Origin of the sequence: Pseudomonas sp. HY2-MNA-CIBAN-0224 (assembly GCF_040310285.1) — a bacterium.
GTDB lineage: Bacteria > Pseudomonadota > Gammaproteobacteria > Pseudomonadales > Pseudomonadaceae > Aquipseudomonas > Aquipseudomonas helleri.
In genome coordinates this window covers 60,473-75,738 of sequence record NZ_JBEOPQ010000005.1, presented here as the reverse complement: position 1 = coordinate 75,738, position 15,266 = coordinate 60,473, and the positions used below count along the sequence as shown (strand labels likewise).

Annotated in this window: 13 protein-coding genes, 1 other RNA gene and 1 pseudogene; 10 read left to right on the top strand and 5 right to left on the bottom strand. The window is 58.9% G+C overall.

Annotation, left to right across the window (positions count from 1 at the left end):
• Positions 1-2: 2 nt before the first annotated feature.
• Positions 3-536 carry an outer membrane protein assembly factor BamE gene (locus tag AAEZ03_RS04995; RefSeq protein WP_048373239.1) on the top strand — a complete coding sequence of 178 codons (534 nt, stop codon included), beginning with the start codon at positions 3-5 and terminating at the stop codon, positions 534-536.
• Between the two features lie 59 nt (positions 537-595).
• Here AAEZ03_RS04995 and AAEZ03_RS04990 read toward each other — a convergent pair whose 3' ends face one another.
• A complete protein-coding gene (locus AAEZ03_RS04990; RefSeq protein ID WP_350576645.1) occupies positions 596-913 on the bottom strand; it encodes an RnfH family protein in 318 nt (105 codons plus the stop codon).
• The gene (locus AAEZ03_RS04985) at positions 906-1,340 is read right to left on the bottom strand and encodes a type II toxin-antitoxin system RatA family toxin (protein WP_048373235.1); all 435 of its coding nucleotides are present in this window, start codon (positions 1,338-1,340) and stop codon (positions 906-908) included. The genes AAEZ03_RS04990 and AAEZ03_RS04985 overlap by 8 nt, the downstream gene beginning before the upstream one ends.
• Before the next feature lie 233 nt (positions 1,341-1,573).
• On the opposite strand from AAEZ03_RS04985, the gene smpB reads away from it, so the two are divergent.
• Positions 1,574-2,056 (top strand): SsrA-binding protein SmpB, encoded by a 483-nt coding sequence (gene smpB / locus AAEZ03_RS04980; RefSeq protein WP_048373233.1) that lies wholly within the window; start codon positions 1,574-1,576, stop codon positions 2,054-2,056.
• Between the two features lie 123 nt (positions 2,057-2,179).
• On the opposite strand, the gene AAEZ03_RS04975 is transcribed toward smpB, so the two are convergent.
• Positions 2,180-2,947, bottom strand: a complete 768-nt coding sequence (locus AAEZ03_RS04975) for a GntR family transcriptional regulator (RefSeq protein ID WP_048373231.1) — start codon at positions 2,945-2,947, stop codon at positions 2,180-2,182.
• A 260-nt stretch (positions 2,948-3,207) separates the two neighbouring features.
• Between AAEZ03_RS04975 and AAEZ03_RS04970 the strand changes: the two genes are divergently transcribed.
• The 5 genes from AAEZ03_RS04970 (at position 3,208) to AAEZ03_RS04950 (ending at position 10,788) form a co-directional block, all read left to right on the top strand.
• Positions 3,208-4,902: a lactate permease LctP family transporter gene (locus AAEZ03_RS04970; protein ID WP_048373229.1), complete on the top strand. Its 1,695-nt coding sequence runs from the start codon at positions 3,208-3,210 to the stop codon at positions 4,900-4,902.
• A 144-nt stretch (positions 4,903-5,046) separates the two neighbouring features.
• On the top strand, positions 5,047-5,871 hold the full coding sequence (locus AAEZ03_RS04965) for a (Fe-S)-binding protein (RefSeq protein ID WP_350576639.1): 825 nt from the start codon (positions 5,047-5,049) through the stop codon (positions 5,869-5,871).
• Positions 5,868-7,319, top strand: coding sequence for a LutB/LldF family L-lactate oxidation iron-sulfur protein (locus AAEZ03_RS04960; RefSeq protein ID WP_350576636.1), 1,452 nt, complete (start codon positions 5,868-5,870; stop codon positions 7,317-7,319). Before AAEZ03_RS04965 ends, AAEZ03_RS04960 begins: the two co-directional genes overlap by 4 nt.
• Positions 7,316-7,987: a LutC/YkgG family protein gene (locus AAEZ03_RS04955; RefSeq protein ID WP_350576633.1), complete on the top strand. Its 672-nt coding sequence runs from the start codon at positions 7,316-7,318 to the stop codon at positions 7,985-7,987. Before AAEZ03_RS04960 ends, AAEZ03_RS04955 begins: the two co-directional genes overlap by 4 nt.
• The gene (locus AAEZ03_RS04950) at positions 7,984-10,788 is read left to right on the top strand and encodes an FAD-binding and (Fe-S)-binding domain-containing protein (RefSeq protein ID WP_350576630.1); all 2,805 of its coding nucleotides are present in this window, start codon (positions 7,984-7,986) and stop codon (positions 10,786-10,788) included. The genes AAEZ03_RS04955 and AAEZ03_RS04950 overlap by 4 nt, the downstream gene beginning before the upstream one ends.
• Before the next feature lie 146 nt (positions 10,789-10,934).
• Here AAEZ03_RS04950 and AAEZ03_RS04945 read toward each other — a convergent pair whose 3' ends face one another.
• On the bottom strand, positions 10,935-11,285 hold the full coding sequence (locus AAEZ03_RS04945) for a DUF6124 family protein (RefSeq protein WP_048373219.1): 351 nt from the start codon (positions 11,283-11,285) through the stop codon (positions 10,935-10,937).
• 483 nt (positions 11,286-11,768) lie between these two features.
• Between AAEZ03_RS04945 and AAEZ03_RS04940 the strand changes: the two genes are divergently transcribed.
• The gene (locus tag AAEZ03_RS04940; RefSeq protein WP_123751760.1) at positions 11,769-12,047 is read left to right on the top strand and encodes a PA2433 domain-containing protein; all 279 of its coding nucleotides are present in this window, start codon (positions 11,769-11,771) and stop codon (positions 12,045-12,047) included.
• A 72-nt stretch (positions 12,048-12,119) separates the two neighbouring features.
• Positions 12,120-12,511, top strand: a transfer-messenger RNA (tmRNA) gene (gene ssrA / locus AAEZ03_RS04935).
• Between the two features lie 78 nt (positions 12,512-12,589).
• Here the strand turns inward: ssrA and AAEZ03_RS29250 are convergent.
• A pseudogene (locus AAEZ03_RS29250) lies at positions 12,590-12,691 on the bottom strand (helix-turn-helix domain-containing protein); the annotation flags it as partial.
• 174 nt (positions 12,692-12,865) lie between these two features.
• Between AAEZ03_RS29250 and hsdR the strand changes: the two are divergent.
• On the top strand, positions 12,866-15,232 hold the full coding sequence (gene hsdR, locus AAEZ03_RS04930) for an EcoAI/FtnUII family type I restriction enzme subunit R (protein WP_350576626.1): 2,367 nt from the start codon (positions 12,866-12,868) through the stop codon (positions 15,230-15,232).
• The last annotated feature ends 34 nt before the right edge of the window (positions 15,233-15,266 follow it).

The following is a 15,266-nucleotide window of genomic DNA, read 5'->3' as shown; positions in this document are numbered from 1 at the left end:
CGATGCAAAACACCAAGCTCTTGCTAACCAGTTTCACCTTTGTGGGACTGCTCGCACTCGCCGGTTGTTCATTCCCCGGGGTTTACAAAATCGACATCCAACAGGGCAATGTCGTCACGCAGGACATGATAAACCAGTTGCGCCCGGGAATGACCCGTCGGCAAGTGAAGTTTATTATGGGTAACGCCCTGCTGACCGATACATTCCACCCTGATCGCTGGGATTATTTATATAGCCTGCAGCCCGGCGGCGGTGAACGCCAACAAGAACGCATCAGTGTGTTCTTCAACCAGAACGATCAGCTCGTCAGCCTGTCAGGCGATTTCAAGCCGGGCGTGAGCCGCGACGAAGCGATTCTGGGCAAAGAAGGGTCGACCGAGGTGATCTCACCGACGGATCCGGCACCAGAACCTGCCGAGAAGAGCGAAGTGCCGGCCAAACCGGGCTCGTTGCTTGATCAAATCCAGAAAGACGTCGACGGCGTTAAAACTGTACCCGTCCCGACGCCTACACCGCTGGACACCCGCGACCAATAATCGCGCGTTGCAAAAAAGCCCGGCATGCCGGGCTTTTTGTTGCCTGCTAAAAAATCGACTTACAGCCCGCTCAATCGCTTGGCCTCGGCCGCTTTGGCAGCACGCTGACGGCGGATCTCTTTGGGGTCAGCCAACAGCGGTCGGTAAATCTCGATCCGCTCACCGGCCTGCACCACGCGCACCTTCGGGTCCATGACCTGCTTGCCAAAGATCCCCACAGGGCAATGCTCCAGGTCCAGCTCAGGAAACGCCCGGCCAATCCCTGACGCCAGCACCGCCGCGCGCAACGTTGTGCCCTCGGGCACCGTCAACGCCAACAATTGCTGACGCTCTACCGCCGCGTAAACCACTTCAATCGCTATCACAGACTCAGCCATACAACTGCTTGGCGCGCTGGCAAAACGCATCGACCAAGGTATTGGCCGCCTGATTAAACAGGGGCCCCAAGGTCGCCTTAACGATTGCGCCGGCGTAATCAAAGGTCATGTCCAGGCTGATTTTGCAGGCCTTCTCGCCCAACGGTTTGAACACCCAGAGACCGTGCAGCTTGGTGAACGGGCCTTCTTCCAGGTTCATCTCAATCGACTGCCCCGGCGTCAACGTGTTGCGCGTTACAAAGTGCTGGCTCAAGCCGCCTTTGGCCACGCCCAGACTGGCGCGCATCAGCGACTCGGTGCTTTCGATAATCTCGGCCGATGAACACCACGGCAAAAACTCCGGATAACGCGCCACGTCGTTAACCAGGTCATACAAAGCCTGCGCCGGATACGGCAGCAAGGCGGAACGTTGGATATGGGTAGTCATGTCAGCGTTAATTCCACAGCTGGGCGGCAAACACCCTCAGGGTGCCAAGTGGCGCCGCATAAGCGCATCAAGAAAACAATCAGGACGAACAAGGGCAGCATGATACGCGAGGTAAGAAAATTACGCCCAAGCACTCAAAAATGAGCGTGTATTGTCCGGGAATCAAACTACGTGCTCAAGCACACAGGTTGACCGTAGCCGACTTGCTCGCAACTGCCTATAATGCCGCCCCTATGGCTAAACAGAAGAAGCACCCCACAGGGACCATCGCGCAGAATAAAAAAGCGCGACACGATTACTTCATCGAACATCGGTTCGAGGCTGGTCTGGTCCTGGCCGGCTGGGAAGTAAAAAGTCTGCGTGCAGGCAAGGCACAGCTGGTCGACAGCTACGTGCTCCTCAAAGACGGTGAAGCCTGGTTGCTCGGCAGCCACATCTCGCCGCTGACGACCGCCAGCACGCACGTTATCGCCGACCCGGTGCGCAGCCGCAAACTGCTGCTTAACAAGCGCGAGCTTGAAAAGCTGGCCGCTGCTGTGCAGCAAAAGGGTTACGCGTGCGTCTGCCTCTCGCTTTACTGGAGCAAGCACTTGATCAAGTGCGAAATTGCCCTGGGTAAAGGCAAGAAGGAATACGACAAGCGCCATACCGAGCGTGAGCGCGACTCTGATCGCGAGCTGCAACGCGCGGTGCGCAACAAGGGCAAGGACGACTAAGTCCTGTTGCTGGCTGTTGGCGTACATTCTGTGGGAGCGGGCTTGCTCGCGATTCAGACAACGCGGTGTCTCTAGCACACCGCATTGATCCTATCGCGAGCAAGCCCGCTCCCACAGAGCAGTTCACAACCCATTACGTCGCTCTGCCCGCGCCACGCGCTGAACTTCCTGACGTACTTCCTCCAACACTTCCTGCACGTACATGAGATGGCGGCTCGCAACGCCCCGCGCATCCTCAGCCCGACCCTCCACAATCGCCAGATACAACTCGCGGTGCTGATCAATCAGCATGTCGCGCGTTTCGCTGCGCTGCTTGTACATGCCGCCAATGTTGGTCACCACATTGCGTTTGAGCAAATCGAATAACCCGCGAATCGTGTGCAACAACACCGCGTTGTGGCTCGCCTCGGCAATCGCCAGGTGGAAGTTGGCATCGGCCTCCCCTTCCTCGGCCCGGCTCACCTCATCCACCCGCGTATAGCAATCTTGCAACCGCTCAAAAGCAAACCGCAGTCGCTCACGGTCCATCTCGGTCGCACGCAATGCCGCGTAATACGCGCAAGACGCCTCCAGGGTATGGCGAAACTCCAGCAAATCGCGCTGCGCCTCCGGGTTGCTTTCGAGCAATTGCAGCAACGGGTCACTGAAGGTCGAGCCCAGCGACGTCGCCACATAGTTGCCACCGCCCTGGCGGCTGATCAGCAAGCCTTTGGCCACCAACTTTTGAATCGCTTCACGCAACGACGGGCGCGACACCCCAAACTGCTCCGCCAGCGCACGCTCGGCCGGTAAGCGCTCACCGGCCTTCAACGTGCCCTCAAGGATCATGCCCTCAAGCTGCTCGACAATATCGTCCGACAAACGGCGCTGACGGATTTGACCAAACCCCATAACTGCTCTCCACGCACCCGACCACGCGCCGGGCCCTCTATTCTCGCCGATTGGCGCTCGCCAAACACCTATCAGAAAAACCGCCTTTTACCCCATCAGTTGCCCTGACTACGAACAGCGCGACTAAAGATTAAGTAGCGGCAAATTGACACACGCCATACAAGGCTTTTAACCTAGCCCACAGCGATTGTAAATTGGTATTACCAATTACCCAAATGCAGTCAGCAGCATCGACCAATAACAATTAGGGGCCACCCCATATGCAAACCTGGCAACAGCTTTACAGCCCGCTCGGCAGCCTCGGCTTGTCCGCACTCGCGGCCGTTATCCCGATTGTGTTTTTCTTCCTGGCCTTGGCTGTGTTCCGTCTCAAAGGGCACGTGGCTGGCAGCATTACTCTTGCCTTGTCGATTCTGGTGGCGATCTTCGCCTTCCAGATGCCGGTCGACATGGCGATTGCCGCCGCAGGTTATGGATTTGCTTATGGCCTCTGGCCGATTGCCTGGATCATCGTTGCCGCGGTGTTCCTCTACAAACTGACCGTTAAAAGCGGCCAGTTCGAAATCATCCGCAGCTCCGTCCTGTCGATTACCGATGACCAGCGTCTGCAAGTGCTGCTGATCGGCTTCTGCTTCGGTGCGTTCCTGGAAGGCGCAGCCGGTTTCGGTGCTCCGGTAGCGATTACCGCCGCCCTGCTCGTAGGCCTGGGCTTCAACCCACTGTACGCCGCTGGCCTGTGCCTGATCGCCAACACCGCCCCGGTGGCCTTCGGCGCCCTCGGCATTCCGATTATCGTGGCAGGCCAGGTAACGGGCATCGACGCGTTCAAGATCGGCGCCATGGCCGGTCGCCAACTGCCGCTGCTGTCGCTGTTCGTACCGTTCTGGCTGGTCTTCATGATGGACGGCCTGCGCGGCGTGCGTGAAACCTGGCCGGCAGCACTGGTGGCCGGCTTGAGCTTCGCCGTCACCCAGTACTTCACCTCCAACTACATTGGCCCAGAACTGCCGGACATCACCTCGGCACTGGCCAGCCTGATCAGCCTTACCCTGTTCCTGAAAATCTGGCAGCCAAAACGCACCGCCGGCGCGCAGATTCCGGGCGTGAGCTCTGACGTTGTTGTTACCGCCAGCGCAGGCGGCTTCGGCAAACCAAACAACCTGATGGTTTCGCCTTACAGCCTGATGCAAATTCTCAAGGCCTGGTCGCCGTTCCTGATCCTGACTGTGCTGGTCACCATCTGGACCCTAAAACCCTTCAAGGCCCTGTTCTCGCCGGGCGGTTCGATGTACGGCTGGGTGTTCAACTTTGCGATCCCGCACCTTGATCAACTGGTGATCAAAACCGCGCCGATCGTCAACGCGCCAACCGCCATTGCCGCCGTGTTCAAACTGGACCCGATTTCAGCCACCGGCACCGCGATTTTCTTCTCGGCGCTGATCTCGATGCTGATCCTGAAAATCGACATCAAAACCGGTCTGACCACTTTCAAAGAGACCCTCTACGAGCTGCGCTGGCCGATCCTGTCCATCGGCATGGTGCTGGCCTTTGCCTTCGTGACCAACTACTCGGGCATGTCCTCCACCATGGCCCTGGTATTGGCCGGTACGGGCGCCGCGTTCCCGTTCTTCTCGCCGTTCCTCGGCTGGCTGGGCGTGTTCCTGACCGGCTCCGACACCTCGTCGAACGCCCTGTTCAGCTCGTTGCAAGCCACCACCGCGCACCAGATCGGCGTCAGCGACACCCTCATGGTGGCCGCCAACACCAGCGGTGGCGTGACCGGCAAAATGATCTCACCACAATCCATCGCCGTCGCCTGTGCGGCAACCGGCCTGGTGGGCAAAGAGTCCGACCTGTTCCGCTTCACCCTCAAGCACAGCCTGTTCTTCGCCACCATCGTTGGCCTGATCACGCTCGCCCAGGCGTATTGGTTCACCGGCATGCTGGTGCATTAAGCAACAGGGCTATGGTTACACCACGTTAAAAGCGCCGGGGCACGTCCCCGGCGCTCACACTTTATTACCCGGTCTGCCTCGCGGCTGAAGAGGGTTTTCAGCCGCTACTGTGGATCTATAACCGGGACCACCCGGAGACGCCTGATGAGCGAGCTTTTTTACAACGCCGTGCCCAACGCGACCCGTGTCGCCCCACCCCTTCCGACCCCGCGCCATTACCCTGCGCACAAACCCCGCAAGGTCTACCTGTTCGGCACCTGCGTCGTCGACCTGTTCTTCCCCGAAGCCGGGATGGACGCGATCCACCTGATCGAACGCGAAGGCATCGAAGTGGACTACCCGCAAGGCCAAAGCTGCTGCGGGCAACCGGCCTACACCTCGGGTTACACCGACCAGGCCCGCGAAGTGGCCCGTGCACAATTGGCGCTGTTTGCCGAAGATTACCCCGTGGTCGTGCCCTCCGGCTCCTGCGCCGGCATGCTGCGCGAACACTACGAAGACCTGTTCAAAGACGAGCCAGACACCTTGAAAAAGGTCCACGCCCTGGCCGAACGCACCTTTGAACTCACCGAGTTCTTGCTGTTTGTGTGCAAAGTGCAGTTCAAGGACAGCGGCGCCCCGATCAAAGTCGCGCTGCACACCTCCTGCTCTGCCCAGCGCGAAATGAACACCCACCTGCACGGCCGCGAAATGCTCGCGCAACTGGGCAACGTTGAGCGCATCGACCACAGCCATGAAAGCGAATGCTGCGGCTTTGGTGGGACATTCAGCGTACGCCTGCCTGATATTTCCGGGGCCATGGTCGCCGACAAGACCCGCGCCCTGATTGAAACCGGTGCACATCAAGTGTTGACCGCCGACTGCGGCTGCCTGATGAACATCAACGGTTCCCTCGAAAAACAGCAAAAAGCCCTGCGCGGTCAGCATCTGGCCAGCTTCCTGTGGCAACGCACCGGAGGTGCACAATGAGTGCGTTGATCCCTGCTGTCGTCATAGAAGACTTCCGCGAGCGCGCCCACGAGGCATTGGCCGACAAACAATTGCGAAATAACTTTCGCAACGCCATGGACTCGCTGATGACCAAACGCGCGGTGTCCTTCAGCGATGCCCACGAACGCGAGCATTTGCGTGCGCTGGGCAATGCCGTACGGGCCCGCGCCCTGTCCAAACTGCCTGACCTGCTGGAACGCCTCGAAGCCAACCTGACCCGCAACGGTGTGCAGGTGCACTGGGCCGAAACCGTCGAGCAGGCCAATGACATCGTGCTCTCAATTGCCCGCCGCCGTGCCGCCAAGCAAGTGATCAAAGGCAAGTCGATGGTCAGCGAAGAGATGGAAATGAACCACGTGCTCGGCGCACAAGGCATCGAATGCCTTGAGTCCGACATGGGCGAGTACATTGTTCAGCTCGACAACGAGAAACCGTCCCACATCATCATGCCCGCGATCCACAAGAACGCCGGGCAAGTGGCCGACCTGTTCCACAATAAGCTCGGCGTTGAATACACCAAAGACGTCGATCAACTGATCCAGATCGGTCGCCGCGTGCTGCGCCAAAAGTTTTTTGAAGCCGACATTGGCGTGTCCGGCGTCAACTTCGCCGTGGCCGAAACCGGCACCTTGCTGCTGGTCGAAAACGAAGGCAACGGGCGCATGTCGACCACCGCGCCACCGGTGCACATCGCCGTCACCGGCATCGAGAAAGTGGTCGAAAACCTGCGTGACGTTGTACCGCTGGTGTCATTGCTGACCCGCTCGGCCCTCGGCCAACCGATCACCACCTACGTCAACATGATCTCCGGCCCACGCAAACCCGGCGAACTCGACGGCCCCGAAGAAGTCCACCTGGTGCTGCTCGACAACGGTCGCAGCCAGGCGTTTGCTGACAGCGAACTGCGCCAAACCCTCAACTGCATTCGCTGCGGTGCCTGCATGAACCACTGCCCGGTGTACACCCGCATCGGCGGTCATGCCTACGGTGAGGTGTACCCCGGCCCCATTGGCGCAATCATCACCCCGCACATGGTCGGCCTGGGCAAAGTCCCGGATCACCCCAGCGCTTCGTCGTTGTGCGGCTCCTGTGGCGAAGTGTGCCCGGTAAAAATTCCGATCCCGGCATTGCTGCGTCGGCTACGCGAAGAGAACGTTAAATCGCCCGATGCCGTACCACGCATCATGCGCGGCCAAGGCAGCAAGTACTCACGCAAAGAGCGCCTCATGTGGAACCTGTGGGCCAAGCTCAACAGCTCGCCCACGCTCTACCGCGTGTTCGTCAAAGCTGCCACCCGCCTGCGCGGGCTAACGCCAAACAACGTAGGCCCGTGGACCCAAAACCACAGCGCCCCTAAACCCGCCGCCCGCTCGCTGCACGACATGGCCCGCGAACACATGGCGAAAAAGTCGGGAGCCTCGCGATGAGCGCCAAGCAAAACATCCTCAACAAACTGCGTAAAAGCCTCACAGGCGCCACACCCGTGCCTGACAACTTCGACGAAACATTGGTGACAGAACCGTGGACCTACACCCCGGAGCAGCGCATCCCGCAACTGCGTAAGTTGATGGAAGCCGTGCACACCGAAATCCACCTCACCACCGAAGCAGACTGGCCCACCCTGCTGGCGCAATTAGTCTGCGACCGCCAATTGCCGAGCCTGTTAATCGCCCCAACCACCGCGCACGGGCAGAAAGTGACGGCACATTGGGCACAAAATCCTGCGCTGCCCCCACTCAAAGCCTACGACCGCCCCGTGGAAGAATGGAAAGCCGAGCTGTTCAACGACACCCCGGCCAGCTTCACCACCACCTTGGGCGCGATTGCCGCCACCGGCAGCTTGATCCTCTGGCCAACACCGGAAGAACCGCGCCTGATGAGCCTGGTACCGCCGGTGCATTTTGCGCTGCTCAAGGCCAGCCAAATCCGCGACAACTTTTATTCAGTGCAGCGTGAAATGAACTGGACCGCGGGCATGCCGACTAACGCATTGTTGGTGTCTGGCCCGTCAAAAACCGCTGACATCGAACAAGTACTGGCCTACGGCGCCCACGGCCCGAAAGACCTGGTGGTATTAATTCTGGAGGACGCATGAGCCTGCCTTCGACGTTTACCCGTGATGCCGAGCGGTTGATCCCCGACGACCGCCGCTTCACCGACCCGCTTTCCACCCTGGCTTTCGGCACCGACGCGAGCTTTTACCGGCTGATCCCGCAACTGGTGATCCGCGTCGAATCTGAAGACGAAGTGGTCGAACTGCTCAACCTTGCCCGTCGCGACCAGGTGCCCGTCACCTTCCGCGCCGCGGGCACCAGCCTGTCGGGCCAGGCCATCAGCGATTCGGTACTGATCGTGCTCGGCGATAACTGGAACGGCAAAGTCATTCGCGATCAAGGCGCGCAAATCCGCCTGCAACCGGGGGTTATCGGCGCGCAAGCCAACGCCTGGCTGGCCCCGTTCGGGCGCAAGATCGGCCCCGATCCGGCCTCGATCAACGCCTGCAAAATCGGCGGCATCGTCGCCAACAACGCCAGCGGCATGTGCTGCGGCACTGCGCAAAACACCTACCACACCCTGGCCGGTATCCGCGTGGTACTGGCAGACGGCACCCGGGTAGACACCGAAGACGCGGCCAACATCGCCGCCTTTCGTCAAAGCCACGGCGCCCTGCTCGACCAATTGGCGACATTGGCCCGCGAGACCCGCGCCAATACTGAATTGGCTGCAAAAATCCGCCACAAATACCGTCTGAAAAACACCACGGGCCTGTCACTCAACGCCCTGGTCGACTTCGATGACCCGCTGGATATCCTCAGCCACTTGCTGGTCGGCAGCGAAGGCACCTTGGGCTTTATCAGCTCGGTGACCTACGACACGGTCATCGACCACCCCAACAAAGCCTCGGCGCTGATCGTCTTCCCCGACGTAGAAACCTGCTGCAACGCGGTCACCGTGCTGAAAAGCCAGCCCGTGTCAGCCGTCGAACTGCTCGACCGCCGCAGCCTGCGCTCGGTGCAAGACAAACCCGGCATGCCCGCGTTCGTTAAAGAACTGTCGGCCAATGCCTGCGCTCTGCTGATCGAGTCCCGCGCGGCCAGCCAAACCTTGCTGCACGAACAACTGGCGCAGATCATGGCGTCGCTGGCCGACTTTGCGGTCGAGAAACAAGTCGACTTCACGGAAAACCCCGGCGAAAACGCCAAACTCTGGGCGATTCGCAAAGACACCTTCCCGGCCGTCGGCGCGGTGCGCAAAACCGGCACCACAGTGATCATCGAAGACGTGACCTTCCCGGTCGAGCAACTGGCCATCGGCGTCAACCGCCTCATCGAGCTGTTCGACAAACACCACTACGAAGAAGCGATCCTGTTCGGCCACGCCCTGGAAGGCAACCTGCACTTTGTGTTCACCCAAGGCTTTAACAACCCCGAAGAAGTCGCCCGCTACCAAGCGTTTATGGACGACGTGGCGCAACTGATCGCTGTGGAGTTCGGCGGCTCGCTCAAGGCCGAACATGGCACCGGGCGCAACATGGCGCCGTTTGTTGAGCTGGAATGGGGCAGCGACGCCTACCAATTAATGTGGGCACTCAAGCGTTTGCTCGACCCGCAAGGCATCCTCAACCCCGACGTGGTGCTCAGCGAAGACCCACACATCCACCTCAAAAACCTCAAGCCGATGCCAGCCGCCGACGAGATTGTGGATAAGTGCATCGAGTGCGGTTTTTGTGAGCCGGTGTGTCCCTCTAAAGGCCTGACTCTCAGCCCACGGCAACGGATTGTGATCTGGCGTGATATTCAGGCCAGAAAGCGCGCCGGGGTCGACACCCGCGAGCTGGAAAAAGCCTACGCCTACCAAGGCATCGACACCTGCGCCGCCACCGGTTTGTGCGCCCAGCGTTGCCCGGTGGGCATCAACACCGGCGAACTGGTGAAAAAACTGCGCGCGCGCAGCGCCAACCACCTCAAAGCCGCCGACCTGCTGGGCAATCACTTTGCAACCACGCTACAGGGCGCGCGCTTCACCCTGCACGTGGCCAATGGCGCACGCATCCTGCTGGGTGCGCCGCGCCTGGGCAAAATCTCGGCAGCGCTGACCAAAGCCAGCAAAGGCCGCGTGCCGCTGTGGACCAACGCCATGCCGCAACCCGAGCGGGCGGTACGCTTCAGCCCGCCGGTTAAAGATGCCCGCCCGCGGGTGGTGTATTTGGCGGCCTGCGTGTCCCGCGTCATGGGCCCGGCGGCGGGCGACAAAGAGCAAACCTCGTTGCTCGACAAAACCCGCAGCCTGCTGGAAAAAGCCGGTTACCAAGTGGTCTTCCCCGAGAACATGGACAGCCTGTGCTGCGGCCAGCCGTTTGCCTCCAAGGGCTACAATGAACAGGCCGAACACAAACGCCAGGAACTCATCGGTGCCTTGCTGCACGCCAGCCGTGGCGGGGTAGACCCCATTTACTGCGACACCAGCCCCTGCACCCTGCGCCTGGTCCAGGACCTGGGCGAAACACGCCTCGACCTCTACGACCCGGTGCGCTTCATCCGCACCCACCTTGTGGATAAGTTAAACTTCACCCCACAAACCGCCCCCATCGCCGTGCATGTCACCTGCAGCACCCAGCACCTGGGCGAAAGCCAGGCGCTGATCGACATCGCACGGCTATGCAGCACCGACGTGGTGATACCGGAGGGGATACATTGCTGCGGCTTTGCCGGCGACAAAGGCTTTACCACCCCCGAGCTGAACGCCCACTCACTGCGCACCTTAAAAGACGCCGTGCAGCATTGCAGCGAAGGAATATCGACCAGCCGCACGTGTGAAATCGGCCTGAGCCAACATGGCGGCATCGACTACCACGGCCTTGTCTACCTGGTAGATCGCGTCAGCACCGCTCGTTGAGCGGTGAACAATGTGGGAGCGGGCTTGCTCGCGATACAAACGACGCGGTGGTTCTGAAGACCGCGCCGACACTATCGCGAGCAAGCCCGCTCCCACAGAAATGAGGTCAATAGGACGCGCCTGCTTGCACTCAGGCGCGTGCTGCTCTAGTGCGTCGTCAACCCATCCAGCGACTTATCCACATACGCTTTGGCCAACTCCACCAAATGCATGCTCGACAACACCAAACTGCGCGCATGCCCGCTCAAACCATTCCCCGCCTCACACGCCGAAGCACCCGCGCAGCGCAACAAGTCTGACGCTTGGGCCAAAGCCGCTTCTACATTAACGTTGTCGGGTATGGCATACGTGGCCTGATCCACGTGCCGTGGAGGCTTATGGTCGTGCAGGTAGTAATTGAGGGCGCGCTCGGTGGCCGCGCGGTCTAACGACAGTGCATCGCACTGAACAGCCTCTTGCGAGGGTAAGGCAGGTGGATCGGGGACAATCTTTTTCATAGCGCTCTCCAAGTTTAGGGAGCTGCCTTAAATCGCGACTAACGATGGGGAGGCAGCCGTACGCAGGTTAGTCGACCGGTAAACTTGGAAACCGGCGCACTCGAAAGTGCCCTGCGCACGGCCACCATAAAACGCAGGCCCTAGAAAAGGGCCTCGTAGAGGTAGCGCCTTGCGCCAAGTTTACAAGCCGGGCGACTAAACCCGACCGCTGATGTGCAGCGATGGGCCGAGACTATGCCCCGAACTGGGCAGGCGCAAGCGAACGAGAGTGTCTAGGAAGTTTCATAAGAAGGAAAGGGATCGGGCCTACGAACTGCCTGAAAACGCCCCCTTTTTGGGCACAAAAAAATTCATCAAATACTGGCCAAACGCAGGCAGAACTCCAGAGCGTGGCTATAGTCAATTGGCTTGAGCCCTAACGATTGGGGCATATAACCGAGCCCGGAGCCACCGGGCCTAACTGTGCACAAGGAGCTTGACCCTATGAAACGTACCGCATTGGCTGGTCTGTTTGTATCCGCTGCAATGTTGGCCTCTCCGGTGTTTGCGGCAGATGACCTCTGCCAGATCAACCTGATAAAAATCGCCGATGCCCAAGCCACCCTTATTGCCACCAGCGAAAACACCAAAGGCGACATCGACGCCCTGGTCGAAAAAGCCAAAGGTGAACAAGCGGCGGGTAAAACAGAAGATTGCATCGCGACCACTACCCAAGCCCTGCAGAAACTGCAAAACCTCACCAAAGGCGGCGACGATAAGTAAGCCCTTGAGGTTGGCCTTCTGCGCCGAATTGGCGTAGACTGCGCAGCTTGCTGGTTACGGCCAGCAAGCATCGGGGCCGTTTAGGATTCGACGCCGGTTGCGAAACTCTAGGTGCATGCCGAGTTGGTAACAGAACTCGTAAATCCACTGTTGCAACTACTTATAGTTGCCAATGACGAAACCTACGAGGGTCAAGCTCTCGCAGCGTAAGCTGCCTTAGCCATCCTCCTGGTACCTTCGGGTCCAGCAATCACTAGGGGATGCCTGTAAACCTGAAGTGATTGTCATATAGAACAGGATCGCCGTGCAGTACGTTGTGGACGAAGCGGCTAAAACTTACACAACTCGCCCAAAGCACCCTGCCCTTCGGGTCGCTGAGGGTTAACTTAATAGAAACGGCTAAGCATGTAGTACCGACAGCGGAGTACTGGCGGACGGGGGTTCAAATCCCCCCGGCTCCACCAAATCCGAAAAAAGACGCCCAAGGGCGTCTTTTTTTTGTGCCTGGGATTCACTGAATTAAAGGCTTTCACACTTCAGCATCAGATGGCCTGCAGGTCTCGCAGCGCTTCTGGATGCTGACTTGCAACCCTTAGCAGCGTCTGGGCCGCACCCGCAGGCCTGCGACGACCTTGCTCCCAATCAACGTACGCTAGGGACTGCGCATGATATTGCAGCAGGCATAAGCAAGCATGCGTAACAAAACCAAATCTTCCGGGGGCGCAAAGCTGGCTGTCAACCAAGCATGTCAATACTGGCAGCATGCCTTCAGACCAATCTGGTAAAGTCCATCGAACGCCATAGGGACATAGCCAGTCATGGACAAGAAATCGCTTTCCGAGCGGGATATGTGCAGCAAGTACATTGCCCCAGCCGTTCAACAAGCTGGATGGGACATGCACAAGCAGGTGCGCGAGGAAGTCAGCTTTACCAAAGGCCGCATTATCGTCCGGGGCAAACTGCACAGCCGTGGTGAAGCACGCCGCGCAGACTTCATCCTCTACCACCAAGCCAACCTGCCTATCGCAGTGATCGAGGCGAAGGACAACAAGCACTCCGTTGGCTCCGGCATGCAGCAAGCCCTGGGATATGCAGAGGCGCTGGACGTACCGTTCGTGTTCTCCAGCAATGGCGATGGCTTCCTGTTTCACGACCGCAGCGGCACAGGCGGCCAGGTAGAAACCGAACTTACCCTTGATCAATTCCCCAGCCCTGCCGAACTTTGGCACCGCTACTGTCAGTGGAAGGGGCTGGATGCAACAGCCCAACACAAGATCGAAGCGCCCTACTACGACGACGGCTCCGGGCGCATGCCTCGCTATTACCAGATGAATGCCATCAACCGCACCGTCGAGGCTGTGGCGCGCGGCCAAGACCGTATCCTGCTGGTGATGGCTACGGGCACCGGCAAGACCTACACCGCCTTCCAAATCATCTGGCGGCTGTGGAAATCGAAACAGAAGAAACGCATCCTGTTTCTGGCCGACCGCAACATCTTGGTCGACCAGACCAAAAACAACGACTTCAAGCCCTTCGGCCAGGCGATGACCAAAATCGCCAAACGCCAGATCGATACCTCCTACGAAATCTACCTGTCGCTCTATCAGGCCGTCACCGGTACTGATGAAGAGATGAACATCTACAAGCAGTTCTCCCGCGACTTCTTCGACCTGATCGTGATCGACGAATGTCACCGTGGCAGCGCCTCCGAGGATTCCGCCTGGCGTGAAATACTCGATTACTTCTCCAGCGCCACCCATGTCGGCCTTACCGCCACACCGAAGGAGACCAAAGAGGTATCCAGCATCACCTACTTCGGTGAACCGATTTACAGCTACACCTTGAAGCAAGGCATCGAAGACGGCTTTCTCGCCCCCTACAAAGTGGTGCGCATCGACTTCGACAAAGACCTGCAAGGCTGGCGGCCCCCCAAAGGCATGCTCGATAAAAATGGCGAGCTGATCGAAGACCGCATCTACAACCTCAAAGACATGGACCGCACCCTGGTTATCGAGGCGCGCACCCAACTGGTGGCGCAGAAAGTTGCCGAACTCCTCAAGGCCACTGATCCGTTTCAGAAAACCATCGTCTTCTGCGACGACATCAACCACGCCGAGCGCATGCGCCAGGCCCTGGTCAACCTCAACCCCGAGCGTGTGGCCGAGAATCGCAAATACGTCATGCGTATCACCGGCGATGACCAGGAAGGCAAGGCCGAGCTGGATAACTTCATCAACCCGGAGGCGCGCTATCCAGTCATTGCCACCACCAGCAAGCTGATGACCACCGGCGTCGATGCTCAGACCTGCAAGCTGATCGTGCTCGACCAGCACATCAAATCGATGACCGAGTTCAAGCAAATCATCGGTCGCGGCACTCGCATTAACGAAGACTACGGCAAGTACTGGTTCACCATCATGGACTTTAAAAAGGCCACCGAGCTGTTTACCGACCCTGCCTTCGACGGCGACCCGGTGGTGATCTACGCCCCAGAAGGTGATGACTCCCCCGTACCACCGGATGACCCGCTTGCCGACGAAGATGGCATCAGCGCAGGCAACGATAACGAGGGCGATGATCTGGATTTTACCGGCGAAGATGAGGGCAAAAAACGCATCAAGTACGTCATCGACAATGTCAAGATTTATGTCATCGCCGAGCGTGTGCAGTATTACGGCCCGGATGGCCGACTGATCACCGAGTCACTTCACGACTACACCCGCACCTGCGTGCAAAAGCAGTTCGCCTCGCTGGATGACTTCCTCCGGCGCTGGAGTGATGCCGAGCAAAAGAAAGTCATCATCGAGGAGATGGCCGTCCAGGGAGTGATGTGGGAGGCCTTGGCGGAGGAAGTGGAAAAAAAACAGGGCAAGCCCCTCGATCCGTTCGACCTGATCTGCCACGTCGCCTTCGATCAACCTGCCCTATCACGCCGCGAACGTGCTGAGCAGGTAAAAAAGCGCAACTATTTCGCCAAGTATTCTGGCGCAGCCCGCCAGGTACTGGAGGCTTTACTAGATAAATACGCCGATACCGGCATCGAGCATATTGAGGATATCAAAATCCTGCAGCTTGACCCTTTCAGCCAGTTCGGTGCGCCCATCGAGCTGGTCAAAGCCTTTGGCGGCAAGGCTGGCTACAACAAAGCTATCCACGAACTGGAAGACGAACTTTACGCAAGCTAACGGCCAACTGCCGACGACCTGCCAAAGCAGCCGT

Excerpts from the sequence above, each read along its gene's own strand:
- AAEZ03_RS04995 (WP_048373239.1), top strand. The coding sequence starts at position 3 with ATGCAAAACACCAAGCTCTTGCTAACCAGTTTCACCTTTGTGGGACTG.
- AAEZ03_RS04990 (WP_350576645.1), bottom strand. The coding sequence starts at position 913 with ATGGCTGAGTCTGTGATAGCGATTGAAGTGGTTTACGCGGCGGTAGAG.
- AAEZ03_RS04985 (WP_048373235.1), bottom strand. The coding sequence starts at position 1,340 with ATGACTACCCATATCCAACGTTCCGCCTTGCTGCCGTATCCGGCGCAG.
- smpB (WP_048373233.1), top strand. The coding sequence starts at position 1,574 with ATGGCTAAACAGAAGAAGCACCCCACAGGGACCATCGCGCAGAATAAA.
- AAEZ03_RS04975 (WP_048373231.1), bottom strand. The coding sequence starts at position 2,947 with ATGGGGTTTGGTCAAATCCGTCAGCGCCGTTTGTCGGACGATATTGTC.
- AAEZ03_RS04970 (WP_048373229.1), top strand. The coding sequence starts at position 3,208 with ATGCAAACCTGGCAACAGCTTTACAGCCCGCTCGGCAGCCTCGGCTTG.
- AAEZ03_RS04965 (WP_350576639.1), top strand. The coding sequence starts at position 5,047 with ATGAGCGAGCTTTTTTACAACGCCGTGCCCAACGCGACCCGTGTCGCC.
- AAEZ03_RS04960 (WP_350576636.1), top strand. The coding sequence starts at position 5,868 with ATGAGTGCGTTGATCCCTGCTGTCGTCATAGAAGACTTCCGCGAGCGC.
- AAEZ03_RS04955 (WP_350576633.1), top strand. The coding sequence starts at position 7,316 with ATGAGCGCCAAGCAAAACATCCTCAACAAACTGCGTAAAAGCCTCACA.
- AAEZ03_RS04950 (WP_350576630.1), top strand. The coding sequence starts at position 7,984 with ATGAGCCTGCCTTCGACGTTTACCCGTGATGCCGAGCGGTTGATCCCC.
- AAEZ03_RS04945 (WP_048373219.1), bottom strand. The coding sequence starts at position 11,285 with ATGAAAAAGATTGTCCCCGATCCACCTGCCTTACCCTCGCAAGAGGCT.
- AAEZ03_RS04940 (WP_123751760.1), top strand. The coding sequence starts at position 11,769 with ATGAAACGTACCGCATTGGCTGGTCTGTTTGTATCCGCTGCAATGTTG.
- hsdR (WP_350576626.1), top strand. The coding sequence starts at position 12,866 with ATGGACAAGAAATCGCTTTCCGAGCGGGATATGTGCAGCAAGTACATT.